This window comes from Flaviaesturariibacter aridisoli, assembly GCF_004343705.1.
Taxonomy (GTDB): Bacteria; Bacteroidota; Bacteroidia; order Chitinophagales; family Chitinophagaceae; genus Flavisolibacter; species Flavisolibacter aridisoli.
The window spans coordinates 1-12,248 of sequence record NZ_SKFH01000012.1; the positions used below are offsets into that span (position 1 = coordinate 1).

Annotated in this window: 10 protein-coding genes; 4 read left to right on the forward strand and 6 right to left on the reverse strand. The window is 60.4% G+C overall.

Annotation, left to right across the window (positions count from 1 at the left end):
* Nucleotides 1-634, reverse strand: a 634-nt coding sequence (locus E0486_RS09340) for an IS5 family transposase (protein ID WP_131851900.1), incomplete at its 3' end; no start/stop codon positions are given.
* 344 nt (nt 635-978) lie between these two features.
* Between E0486_RS09340 and gcvT the strand changes: the two genes are divergently transcribed.
* Both gcvT and E0486_RS09350 read left to right on the forward strand, forming a co-directional pair.
* Nucleotides 979-2,082, forward strand: a complete 1,104-nt coding sequence (gene gcvT, locus E0486_RS09345; RefSeq protein ID WP_131851901.1) for a glycine cleavage system aminomethyltransferase GcvT — start codon at nt 979-981, stop codon at nt 2,080-2,082.
* Nucleotides 2,083-2,176: 94 nt separating this feature from the next.
* Nucleotides 2,177-2,932, forward strand: a complete 756-nt coding sequence (locus tag E0486_RS09350) for a 2-phosphosulfolactate phosphatase (RefSeq protein ID WP_131851902.1) — start codon at nt 2,177-2,179, stop codon at nt 2,930-2,932.
* 174 nt (nt 2,933-3,106) lie between these two features.
* Here the strand turns inward: E0486_RS09350 and E0486_RS09355 are convergent, their stop codons facing one another.
* The 4 genes from E0486_RS09355 to E0486_RS09370 form a co-directional block, all read right to left on the reverse strand.
* Nucleotides 3,107-3,646, reverse strand: coding sequence for a hypothetical protein (locus E0486_RS09355; protein ID WP_131851903.1), 540 nt, complete (start codon nt 3,644-3,646; stop codon nt 3,107-3,109).
* Nucleotides 3,647-3,649: 3 nt separating this feature from the next.
* A complete protein-coding gene (locus E0486_RS09360; protein ID WP_131851904.1) occupies nt 3,650-3,925 on the reverse strand; it encodes a hypothetical protein in 276 nt (91 codons plus the stop codon).
* Nucleotides 3,926-4,055: 130 nt separating this feature from the next.
* Nucleotides 4,056-4,616, reverse strand: a complete 561-nt coding sequence (locus E0486_RS09365) for an RNA polymerase sigma factor (RefSeq protein ID WP_243697411.1) — start codon at nt 4,614-4,616, stop codon at nt 4,056-4,058.
* Between the two features lie 162 nt (nt 4,617-4,778).
* Nucleotides 4,779-5,576 carry a hypothetical protein gene (locus tag E0486_RS09370; RefSeq protein ID WP_131851906.1) on the reverse strand — a complete coding sequence of 266 codons (798 nt, stop codon included), beginning with the start codon at nt 5,574-5,576 and terminating at the stop codon, nt 4,779-4,781.
* A 167-nt stretch (nt 5,577-5,743) separates the two neighbouring features.
* On the opposite strand from E0486_RS09370, the gene E0486_RS09375 reads away from it, so the two are divergent.
* Both E0486_RS09375 and E0486_RS09380 read left to right on the forward strand, forming a co-directional pair.
* Complete coding sequence (locus E0486_RS09375) at nt 5,744-7,339, forward strand: ABC-F family ATP-binding cassette domain-containing protein (RefSeq protein ID WP_131851907.1); 1,596 nt, start codon at nt 5,744-5,746, stop codon at nt 7,337-7,339.
* A gap of 263 nt (nt 7,340-7,602) precedes the next feature.
* Nucleotides 7,603-11,355: a DEAD/DEAH box helicase gene (locus tag E0486_RS09380; protein ID WP_131851908.1), complete on the forward strand. Its 3,753-nt coding sequence runs from the start codon at nt 7,603-7,605 to the stop codon at nt 11,353-11,355.
* 185 nt (nt 11,356-11,540) lie between these two features.
* Here E0486_RS09380 and tnpA read toward each other — a convergent pair whose 3' ends face one another.
* Nucleotides 11,541-12,002, reverse strand: coding sequence for an IS200/IS605 family transposase (tnpA, locus tag E0486_RS09385; RefSeq protein WP_131851909.1), 462 nt, complete (start codon nt 12,000-12,002; stop codon nt 11,541-11,543).
* Between the last annotated feature and the right edge of the window lie 246 nt (nt 12,003-12,248).

Below are 12,248 nucleotides of genomic sequence, written 5' to 3' on the forward strand. Positions count from 1 at the left end.
TTCTTTCCACCACCCATCTGACAGGAAGGGGGGAGAAGCGGTTGGAGTGTCTGCGCTGAATGAGCACCCACCGGATCCTGCCTCCTGCGGTAAAAGCCGGTGGTCCGTCGTAGCCGCCGTCGGCGACAATAGTGCGCACCGAAGGGCGGTCCTCCACATCATCGCGCAGCACGCGCGCCCCGGTCTTGTCATGAACAAAAGCGGAAGTAACGCCGGCGGCAATGACGGTGCCCTGGGTGTCCACAGCCAGGTGGCGCTTTCTTCCCTTTACCTTTTTGCCCGCATCATAACCCACCTCGTCGCCTGTGCCGGCCACGGTTTTTACCGACTGGGCATCAATGAGCAGCATCGAAGGCTCGCCGCTTCTGCCTTGCCGGCGCCGCAGCTGAATGCCCACCAGGTATAGCGCCCGGTCCAGCAGTCCGTAGCGGGCCCACTTGTTCAGGTAGTACCATACCAGGCGGTAATCGCCGTACTGCGGCGGAAGCGAGCGCCACTTGCAGCCGTTGCTCAAAAGATAAATGATGCCGCTGAAGATCAGTTGAAGGGAATGCTTGCGCCGCCGCACCTTCGGCTCAAATATTGTAGCTACTTTATTCCAAAGGGCGTCAGGCACCTGATACAGAGTTTGCATTGTAACCAATGTTTGTTCACCTCTCTATCAGCAAGCAAGACGCCCTTTTTCCTTTTGGCTCAGCTCAAACCAGACATACTGAAAACCAACTAACTAATTTTAGACAGCCTCTAAGAGACGCACCCTTTACGCCTGACTTACCATAAAAAAACGTCCCGCCTTGGCGGGACGTTTCCTATCATTTAGCGAATACCTTATTCGCTCCTTTTCTTCGCGGTTCAAAACGCTTCTTCAACTTCTCTCGCCTTATTAAACCCGCCCTGCGCAGGCGCCCCGACAAACCGGAAACAGGCAAACCGGAAACCGTAAACGCCCTCTTATCTTTGCCCCCTTAAAACGCTTGCATGAAGAATACGCCTTTTACCGCGAAGCACCAGGAACGCGGCGCCAAGATGGCCGAGTTTGCCGGGTACAATATGCCGATCTCCTACACGGGGATCAATGACGAGCACGCCACGGTGCGCCGCAACGCCGGTGTGTTCGACGTGAGCCACATGGGCGAGTTCATGCTCAAGGGCCCCGGCGCCCTCGACCTCATCCAGCGCGTGACCTCCAACGACGCATCCAAGCTCACCGCCGGCAAAGCGCAGTACAGCTGCCTGCCCAACGACCAGGGCGGCATCATAGACGACCTGCTGGTGTATTGCATCGAAGAGAACAACGTATATATGCTGGTGGTGAATGCCTCCAACATCGAGAAAGACTGGAACTGGATCTCGAAGCACAATGCTCCGGCAGGCGCGGAAGGACAAGCAGTAGAGATGCACAACATCTCGGAGCAGACCGGCCTGCTGGCCGTGCAGGGCCCCAACGCCACCAAGATCCTGCAGCCGCTGACCGACATGGACATCCTCAACCTCAAATACTACACCTTTGTGAAAGGCCGCTTTGCCGGCGTGGACAACGTGCTGGTGAGCGCTACGGGCTATACCGGCGCCGGCGGCGTGGAGATCTATTTCGAAGACAAGGACGGCGCCGGTGAAAAGATCTGGAACGCCATCTTCGAAGCCGGCGAGCCCCAGGGGCTGAAGCCCATCGGCCTCGGCGCCCGCGATACGCTCCGCCTCGAGATGGGCTTCGCCCTTTACGGCAACGACATCGACGACAGCACCTCACCGCTCGAAGCCGGCCTCGGCTGGATCACCAAATTCACGAAGGACTTCACCGCGAAAGAGATCCTCCAGAAACAAAAAGAAGCCGGCATCACCCGCAAGCTCGTGGGCTTCGAGATGGTCGACAAGGGCATCCCGCGCCACGGCTACACCATCGTAACCGAAGGCGGTGAAGCCATCGGCTACGTGACCTCCGGAACGCAAAGCCCTTCCCTCGGCAAGGCCATCGGCATGGGCTATGTGCGCAAGGAACTCGCCGACATCGACAGCAACATCTATATCAAAGTGCGGGATAAGCAACTCCAGGCCAAAGTGGTGAAGATCCCCTTCGAGTGAGAGAAAGAACGCCTGGTTCGACAAGCTCACCATGACAATTGTCAGCCTGAGCGCAGCCGAAGGCCTTCTCAACTACGCCAGACAATTTCAAAGAATGACTAATTCAAAACCGACGCTCTATACTTGTTTGTCCCCCGCACTCCTGCATTTATATGATGTACGGGATTGTGTTGTTGTAGTGATCGACGTGCTGCGCGCCACGAGCACGATGGCGACGGTGCTGTACAACGGCGCCAAGGAGATCATTCCCGTCGACAGCGTGGAGCGCTGCATCCAGCTGGGTCGTGAGCTTGCCTGCATCACCGCCGGTGAGCGCGACGGGCAGGTGGCGCCGGGCCTGCAATACGGCAACTCCTCTTTCGAGTACCCGCGCGAGTTCATCGCCGGCAAAACGCTCGTGCTCACCACCACCAACGGCACCAAGCTGCTCCACATGGCACTGGCCAAAGGCGCTACGGAGATCATCACCGGGGCGTTTCTCAACCTGAGCGCCGTATGCGATCACCTCGTGTCGCTGAAGAAGAACGTGATCCTCGGCTGCGCCGCCTGGAAAGACAAGCCCAACATCGAAGACACCCTCTTCGCCGGTGCCGTCGTGAGCCGCATCAAGGAGCACTTCAGCGTCAACTGCGATGCGTCGCACATGGCCGAGTGCCTCTACGGCCTCGCCAAGGACGACATGTACGAATTCATGAAGCGCAACGACGCCTCGCACTACCACCGCCTCACCAATTTCGGCCTGGAGAAAGACATCCGTCATTGCCTCACCGCCGACCAGGCCAATGTGCTGCCGGAATACGTGGATGGCAAGCTCGTCGCCGGCCCCCTGTCCCCCAAAGGGGGCACTTAGGTGGAAGTTCCAAACGACCATTGATCATTCCTCTGTTTGAAACGGTTTAATGGTTGATGATAAAAAGCCCCGGCGGTTCCGCCGGGGCTTTTGCTTTTTGTAATTTATCGATCTTAGGAGCGATTGAATCTTTAAATCTACTTCGTGCTAAGTGCCCCCCTTTAGGGGACAGGGCTAGGGCCCCGGCGGCGGCCCGTCTTCGGGTGGCCCGTCGTGGGGCGGCTCATCTTCTTTCCGGAAGGGGTCGGGGCTTGGGCGAGGGCCGGGGCGGCCCGCTGCATTCACGATGCGGCGCAGCAGCCGGTCGAATGCTTCCTGCTGCTGTGGGTTGCAAAGCGCACGTACCTGGGCAAAGTGCACGTAGGTCGCGCTGTCCATCTTCGTGTGCAGCGCTGCTATCGACCAGGCGATGCGGTTATCGGGTGCCGCGCCGGACTTTATTCCATCGAAATAGTGATCGCGGGCGTCGCGCATCTGTTTGCGGTAGCCTTGCATCCATTTGAAATGTTCGGCGCGCAACGTGTCGAAGGAGCGGCGCTGCGCGCTGTCGAAGCGGAGCTCGGTGGCCAGCGGGTTTTCGTCGCCGGGACGGGGGCCGGGCGCGGCTACGCGCCCTTCTTTTTTCTGCAGCCAGATGGTGGCCAGCAGCGCGATGTTAAGCAGCACCAGCAGGGTGATGCCGACAACGATCCAGTTGATGCGGCTTTTGTTCATGCTTCAATAGGTTTCCGAAAGGGTGAGTGAATATTCGGAGGCGATCGCCTGCGCGGTGCCTTCGTTGACGGGTGCTTCCTGCCGCCCGGCGCGGAGCGTAGCCACGTTGAGCAGCGCCACCAGCAGCAGCGCCAGGCCGAGGCGCCAGGCCAGCCGCCGCGGCAGCAGGCCATCCTGTAGCCGTGCCCGTACCTTGCTGTAGAAATACGGTCCTGCTTCCGCGCGTTGTGCATCGTCAAGGGAAGCCAGTATGTCGTCTATATCCTTCTCGTGTTTCATAAAAAAGCGTTTATCAATGGAGACGCACATGGTGCGTCTGTACAGGACTCCCTGTTTTTAACATCCCATCCTTCGGCTAGGCTCAGGATGACAAAGCTGCCTTGTCACGCTGAGCGCAGTCGAAGCGCCATCACCCCATCATTCCTGCCAGCTCTTTCCGCAGGTTTTGCTTAGCGCGGTGCAGCAGCGATTCCACCGACGACACCGTGGTGTCGAGCACGGCGGCGATCTCGTCCTGCCGCAGGCCTTCGAGCTTCTGGAGCACGAAGGCGGCGCCCTGCTTTTCGGGCAGCGCGCGGATGGCGCGGAACAGGAGGGCGCTCCGTTCTTTTTGCTCCGCAGCCACGCCGGGGTGGTGGAAGTCGGGCGCTTCGGGCTCCGTTTCGTGGCGGCTGAAGAGCGATACGAGGAAGCCGCCGCGCTTGTGCCGCTGCTGCTTGCGCCGGAAGTCGAGCGCCGCCGTTACGGCGATGCGGTAGATCCAGGTGCCGAGGCCCGCCTCCCGCTTGAACGAGCCGACGCTTTGCCACACCCGCACAAACACCTCCTGCGCCAGGTCCTCCGCATCTTCGGCACGCTGCACCAGGCCCAGCACCGTATTGTAGATGCGGTCCCCGTACTGGGCCACCAGCGCGCGGAAGGCAGGTTCCTCCAGGCGTTGCAGGCCCTCGATGAGGTCGGATTCGGTCAACAGGCAGCTCGTTTGGAGGTTAGACGATGAAAGAGGAAAAATCCTGCGGGCCCGACCCATCCCCTAACCCCTTCCCTAAGGGAAGGGGAATAAAGACACCTAATTTAAATCATTGGGATCTTTCTCCTCCTTCCCCTTGGGAAGGAGGCCGGGAGGATGGGTCTATTCCCCTTCCCTTTGGGAAGGGGCCGGGGGATGGGTCTGAAAGGCCCGCTCCAGCACCGAGATCCCCGCGTTCGTCAGCTGGTAGCGCTGCCAGCCGGCCCGGTGGACGAGACCGGCGCGGATGCCAGCCTGCAATACTTTGTACAGCCCGGTATAGGACAGCCGCGTCGTTTTTTGCAGTTCGGGGTACGCACGGCGTTCATTGCCCGGGCGGCAAAGTGCATTTAGCAGCAGGGGCAGGTTACGTTCCTGCGGCCAGCGCAGGTGGGGCACCGGGCCCGCCCGCAGATGTGCGGCGATGGCCCTCCAGGAAGGAAGGGCCACCGAAAGGCGCGTGAGGCGCTCATTGCGGACAGCTTCCGCCGTAGCTCTTTCGGCTTGTTGCCGGAAAGGTGCAGATAGGAACCCGGAGGCGGTAGTGTCTACGGGGAAGATTGACCCGGAAAGTCCGGGGAATCCATCCAAAATGCCCGGGTTTGTCCCGGTATGCTCCGCTTCCGGGTGAAACAACTGGTTTTTTGACCGGGCCGGCAGGCTGGCCGGGTTCAAAAACTGCTTTGTTGACCCGGCAGGTTCGATGGCCGTAGCAAAACACTCGTTCTTTGTCCCGGCATCGCCAACGGCTGGGTTAAACCCCGGGTTGTTTGTCCCGGCATCGCCGTTCGGGTGGTGCGTATTGCTGCTGCGCATCGCGCGCAGTTCTTCTTCCAGCCGCAGGTTTTTCTCCGCCAGGGCGGATACGACCGCCGTCAGGCGGCGGTTCTCGGCTTGCAGGTGCAGGAGCTCTTGATGCATGGGCGCCGGTTTTGGTTTCCTTAAAATACACAAACTACCGGAAAGTGACCGTACCTTCGCTTCCTCGCTCACCCCAAAAGCATCTATGTAATACCCGCTTTCTTTCCCGGAAACCCAATAGCAGCGCCGCAGGCGGCTGCATTTCTCTTTTCCCAAAGAAAGTACTGATGCTACAGCTCCAACAGCTTACCTACCGGCATGCCGACGGCACGCCGCTGTTCTCCGACCTTAATTTATCGCTCCAGGCCCCCGCGAAAGCCGCACTGGTGGGCCATAACGGCTGCGGCAAGTCGACCCTGCTCCGCCTCCTCGCCGGCGCCGAAGCACCCAGCGGCGGCAGCGCCCGCGTGGACGGATCGCACTGGTACGTGCCCCAGCACCTCGGCTCCTTCGATGGCCAGACCGTGGCGGAAGTGCTCGGCGCCGCCGAAAAGCTCGGGGCCCTGGCCGACGTGCTCGCCGGCCGCAACGTGGAAGAGGCCCTCGTTCGCCTCGACGACGACTGGACGGTAGCGGAGCGCTTCCGCGCCGCCCTCGACCATTGGGGGCTGCCCGGCCTCGCTCCCGGCACCCTCCTCGGCGCCCTCAGCGGCGGGCAAAAAACACGCGTTTTCCTCGCCGGGCTTGCGTTTGCCGACCCAAAAACAGTGTTGCTCGACGAACCAAGCAACCACCTCGACGCCGGTGGACGTGCCCTGCTGTACGATTGGGTGCGCTCCACCCGCTCGCTGCTGCTGGTCGTGAGCCACGACCGCGCCCTCCTCAACGAGTTGCCGCTCACCTACGAGCTCGGGCCGCAGGGCCTGACGGCCTACGGCGGCAACTACGACTTTTACGCGGCGCAAAAAGCCGGCGCCGACGCGGCGCTGGAAGAAGACCTGCTGCACGGCGAAAAGGAGCTGCGCAAGGCAAAAGCTGCGGCCCGCGCCATGGCCGAGCGGCAGGCAAAGCGCGATGCCCGCGCGGAAAAGAGCTCGGGCAAAGCGGGCCTGCCCAGCATCGTGATCAACAACCTCCGCAACGCCGCTCAGAACAGCACCGCCCGCGCACAGGGGGTGCACAGCGGCAAGGTGGATGCCATCCGCCGCGAGGTGGACGCCCTCCGCGCCGCCGTGCCCGACCGCGACCGGATGAAGCTGCGCTTTTCCGATTCGGCCCTGCACCGCGGCAAGACGCTCTTCGTGGCCGAAGACCTGCAATACCGTATCGACGGACGCCCGCTGTGGGCGCCCCTGACCTTCCGCATCGGCTCGGGCGAGCGCCTTGCGATCGAAGGACCCAACGGCTCGGGCAAGACCACGCTGCTGCGCCTGCTGTTGGGCGGACTGGAGCCTTCGGGCGGCCGCCTGCAGCGATCGGTGCAGCGGTCGGTGTACATCGACCAGCACTATTCGCTGCTGGATGAAACGTGTACGGTGCTGGAACAGGCGCAGCGGTTCAATCGCCACGCCCTGCCCGAGCACGAGCTGCGCACCCGGCTCGACTGGTTCCTGTTCGGTGCCGCCGACAGCGGCAAGCGCTGCGCAGCCCTCAGCGGCGGCGAGCGGATGCGGCTGGCCCTCTGCTGCCTCAACATCGCCGACGGCGCCCCCGACCTCATCGTGCTCGACGAGCCCACCAACAACCTCGACCTCCGCAACACCGAGATTCTCGCCGCCGCCGTGCGCGACTACGAAGGCACGCTGATCGTGGTGTCGCACGATGAGCGCTTCCGGGAAGAGGTAGGGGTAGCGGGGACGATCAACGTGAGGCGTGAGACGTGAGGCGTGAGGCGTGAGGTCCCGTTCGCCCGCGAACGAGGCCGCTCTCAAATAAAGGCCTCCGTCCGTCGTGCAAGCGGCGCTTTCGGTTCAACCTGCACCCGCTCACGGCTCACGCTTCACGCCTCACGATTTAACCCGAAAATATCCCTGAAGCTCAGGTAATCCCGTACTTTTTCCTTTACTTTTGCCAATTGCCCAATTTCGAATGCCGGACGTTTCGGCGATGCGAAAAGGGCCGTGCGAATGAACCCTAAATCAGAATTTTGGCATTACCGCATCTACTGAAATACATCTATACGCAGGGAAGTGAAGAGGTGATCCGTAGGGGGAAGAAAATCCATGCGATCGGCTATGTGGACCTGGCAGAACATGATGAACTCTTTGGCTCGGCCACGTTCCGGGTTAAAGACGACAGCTATTCCACCTACTACAAGGTCTTCGTGCAGCAGTACAAGGATCCGAAGGCACTTTCGGTGCGCTGCACCTGCCCCTACAACCTCGGCGATATCTGCCGCCACGAAGTGGCCGCCTTGCTGCGCCTGCAGGAACTGCTCGACAAGGGCCTCCTGCTCAACGGCGACCATGCCTACGACCAGGCGCATACCGTGGCCAAGATGAAGGCGATCGAGGTGAAAACCATCCGCCTGCTCTCTTCGCCCGAAGTGTTCCAGGAAGCCGAGGAATACCTCAAAACCCAAAAGCCCGTCATTGAAAGCGCCGTGGACGAAGTGGTGAAAGCCCAGGTGACCATCGGCGACGAGACCTTCCGCGTGGGCATCCGCCGCAACGAGGAGCGCACCTTCGACACGAGCTCCGATTACGTGGACACCGACCACCCGCTGTGCCTGCCTAAGGTCATCGTGTTTCTCCACCTCCACGCAAAGGGCGGCACCAACTATTTCGATTCCATCCGCAACTGGGATAAGGAAAAGAACAAGCTGCTGGAACTCTATGGCTATTCGCTCAAAGACGACCTTTCGGGCAAATTCGAATTTACCTACAAGGAAGGCAAGCCCTACCTCCGCGTGCTCGACCCGACCATCAAACGCGTGGCGCCACCCGAGCTGGGCGCACCGCGCCGACCCGAGCCGGTGGCTGTAGCGGAACCCGAGCCTGAACGCATTGCCCCCGAAAAGGCGGGCCCCGAAAAAGGCCTGGGCATCGTGTTCAACTCTAATAAAACGAGCTACCCCTGGTTCAGCATCGACCTCGTGGAGGGCGAGTTGGCCGACGGCGCCATCGGCGGCCGCGTGGAGAAGCTCGAGCTGGGCCGCTACATCGACCTCGAGCCCTACAACGAAGCCGACCGCACGCTCATCACCGTAGCCCGCAAGCTGCAGGAGGGCGAGCTCAATAAATACCTCAACCGCAACTCGCCGTTCTCCGGTTTTTGGGAGAACATCGTACACAGCGAGGGCGAGGAGCTGCCCGCGGAAACAAAGGCGCTCATCGATGAATACATGCTGCCGCGCCTCCGCAAGCTGGCGCAGGAGTTTGGCGGCGCCCCCGTATTTCTACTGCCCAAGGGCAAGACCTTCAAGACGGCCAACCTCGAAAAGGTGACCTTTCACGAAGTGCCGCTGGTGCCGCAGTTTGCCGTGGCGCCGCAGGGCAAAGGCTACGAGATCGACTGCTACGTAAAGCCCGAGTCGGTGGCCTTCGGCCTCGCCGACAACGAGGCGCCTACGCCGCTGTTCTTCAGCTACAACGGCGAGCTGTACTTCTGGCTCAACAACGAAGCCGCCGCCGTGGCCCAGCAATTCCTCCCCACCGGTGTCATGCAGGTGAAGAAGGACGCCTGGCCCGTAACGCTCGAAAAGATCGTGCTGCCGCTGGCGCGCGAATACAAGGTGGACTTCGACAACAGCCTCGTAGACCAAGTGAAGGACGGCGAGCCCGACGTGAAATTGTACCTGCAGGAAAAAGGCGACTACCTCGTGTTCAGCCCCGTATTCAACTACAAGGGTTTCGACACGCGCGGCAACGACCGCGACGAGCTCGTGGTGCCGTTTGGCGAGAAGGTAGTAGTGGTGCACCGCAACCGCCCCGCCGAAGGCCGCTTTATGGAAAAGGTGCGCGCGCTCCACTCCAACTTCATCGACTACGACGACGGCGCCGCCCTCGCCCTGCGCGGTACCGAAGTGCTCAAGAACAACTGGTTCTTCCTCTTCGTGGATGCGATGCAGGAAGCCAAGGTGCCCGTGTTCGGCTTCGAGCAGCTAAAGAACTTCCGCTTCAACACCGCCAAGCCGCAAACGCATATCTACATCTCCTCCAACACCGACTGGTTCGACGCCAAGGTGGACATTCTCTTCGGCGACCAGCGCGTGTCGGTAGCGGAAGTAAAGCGGGCGCTCGCCAACAAGCAGCAGTTTGTACAACTGAATGACGGCACGCTCGGCATCCTCCCGGAAGAATGGCTGAAGAAGTATTCGCTGCTGTTCCGCGTAGGCGAAGGCAAGACCAACAGCCTGAAGCTGTCGCGCTACCACCTGAGCGTGATCGACGAGCTCTATGAGAACCGCGATGAAGAAGAACTCGAGATCCAACTGGAAGAAAAGTACGAGCGCATCCGCGAGAACCACCACATCCGCGAGGTGGAGCCGCCGGCGCACCTGAAGCCGATCCTGCGTCCCTACCAGGCGGCGGGCTTCCAGTGGCTCAATTACCTCAACGAAGTGGGCTGGGGCGGCATCCTCGCCGACGACATGGGTCTGGGTAAGACCGTGCAGGCCCTTTCCTTCCTGCATCACTACCACGACCAGAACCCCGACATGCACGCGCTGGTGGTTTGTCCCACCACGCTCATTTATAACTGGGAGAACGAGATCAAGAAGTTCACCCCCGCGCTGACGTACCACATTCACCACGGCCCGCAGCGTCACCGCGACCCCGAGGTACTGAAGCAGTTCAACGTGATCATCACCACCTACGGCACGCTGCGCAGCGACATCAAGACCTTCACGTCCATCGGCTTCGACTACGCCGTGCTCGACGAATCGCAGGCCATCAAGAACCCGCAGAGCAAGGTGGCTAAAGCCGCGGCGCTGCTGCCGGCGAAGCACCGCATCTGCATGAGTGGTACGCCGCTGCAGAACAACACCTTTGATATCTATGCGCAGATGAACTTCCTCAACCCCGGCATGCTGGGCACGATGGAATTCTTCCGCCAGGAGTTTGCTATTCCCATCGACAAGTTCGGTGAGGCCGAGCAAAAGGAGCACCTCAAGAAGATCCTGTATCCCTTCATCCTGCGGCGCACGAAGGAGCAGGTGGCCAAGGACTTGCCGGAGAAGACCGAGCAGGTGCTGTTTTGCGAAATGGAGGACGAGCAGCGCAAGATCTACGATGCTTACCGCAACGACTTCCGTTCCCGCATCCTCGGCACCATCGAGGAGCAGGGCATTCAGAAGTCGCAGTTCACCATCCTGCAGGGCCTCATGAAGCTGCGGCAGATCTGCGATTCGCCGGCGATCCTCAACGAAGAGGAGAAGTTCGAGAACCATTCCATCAAGCTCGATGAGCTGGCCCGCGAGATCGATGAGAACATCGGCCACCACAAGGCACTCGTGTTCTCGCAGTTCCTGGGCATGCTGGCCCTCATCCGCGAAAAGCTCGACAAGCTGGGCATCCGCTACGAATACTTCGACGGCTCTACGTCGGCCACCGACCGCGAGAAGGCGATCCAAAGCTTCCAGAAAGACGACGAGGTGCGCGTGTTTCTCATCTCGCTGAAGGCGGGTGGCGTGGGCCTCAACCTCACCGCCGCCGACTACGTATACATCGTGGATCCGTGGTGGAACCCCGCCGTGGAGCAGCAGGCCATCGACCGGACGCACCGCATCGGGCAGACGAAGAACATTTTCGCCTACCGCATGATCTGTAAGGATACCATTGAAGACAAGATCATGGAGCTGCAGGAGCGCAAGCGCATTCTCGCAAAGGAACTCATTGCCGACGATGCGTCGTTTGTGAAGAGCCTGAGCCGGGAGGATGTGGAATACTTGTTCAGTTAAGGCTCCCGGAAAGCACGGAATACACGGAAAAAATACCAAAGGGCTCGCTATGCGAGCCCTTTGGTATTGGAGCTTAGTTCGAATGGATCACTCGTTGTGGAAAGTGCTTTTTGCACGGGCTCCTTTCCCCTGCCCGGGCGCGTAGCGCCCTTTCCTTTTATTGCCCGGGGCTTTAGCCCCGGGGCTCACAGGGGCTCGTGAAAGCCATATTGCGGATCGAAGTCGACGCCCTGTTCGCGCATCAGCCGCTGGTCCTCGTCGACGAATCGCTCCTGGCCATGATGCTCCGGCTGCCGGCGGATATAACGCGCCACCACCGGCACGCGGTCGGCGGAAATATGAAACCAGCGGTAGCCGCGCTGCCATTCGAAATGCGCGGGCAGCAACTTCTGCCCATTGATCCAATGCGCCGTTTCGCCCTTGATCACCTGCATGATCATGGCCGGCGCCATGTTCATCGATATGGCCATGAGGAGGTGCACGTGATCGGGCATGGCATAAATGGCCATCAGTTGATGGTCCATGCCATCGATCTTGCCGGCCATGTGGCTTTCCACATGCTCCCGGATGGAGGGGAGGAGTAAGGCCTGCCGGTATTTGGGGGCGAAGACGACGTGTACCGCCGATTGCTTCCAGGTGTTGGACATAGGTGTGTTTTGGATAAAGCTACCTGCGCCGGTGCCGGATTTCCATGGGGAAAGCAACAGGATTTACTGCTTTTTTCCCCAGCTGCAAGGCACATCGGGCTAAAGCCCGATGGATAAAGTGGCGGCGCTACGCGCCGCAACTTCCCCGCTTCATCAGTGCGCCTCGGGCTGAAGCCCGAGGCAATAAAAAGCCAGGGCGCTACGCGCCCGGGCTGGACAGCCAGCTTTCAAGTCGATAAAAATGCA

Bases quoted from the DNA above. Each gene is read 5' to 3' on its own strand.
- gcvT (WP_131851901.1), top strand. From the start codon at position 979: ATGAAGAATACGCCTTTTACCGCGAAGCACCAGGAACGCGGCGCCAAG.
- E0486_RS09350 (WP_131851902.1), top strand. From the start codon at position 2,177: ATGACTAATTCAAAACCGACGCTCTATACTTGTTTGTCCCCCGCACTC.
- E0486_RS09355 (WP_131851903.1), bottom strand. From the start codon at position 3,646: ATGAACAAAAGCCGCATCAACTGGATCGTTGTCGGCATCACCCTGCTG.
- E0486_RS09360 (WP_131851904.1), bottom strand. From the start codon at position 3,925: ATGAAACACGAGAAGGATATAGACGACATACTGGCTTCCCTTGACGAT.
- E0486_RS09370 (WP_131851906.1), bottom strand. From the start codon at position 5,576: ATGCATCAAGAGCTCCTGCACCTGCAAGCCGAGAACCGCCGCCTGACG.
- E0486_RS09375 (WP_131851907.1), top strand. From the start codon at position 5,744: ATGCTACAGCTCCAACAGCTTACCTACCGGCATGCCGACGGCACGCCG.
- tnpA (WP_131851909.1), bottom strand. From the start codon at position 12,002: ATGTCCAACACCTGGAAGCAATCGGCGGTACACGTCGTCTTCGCCCCC.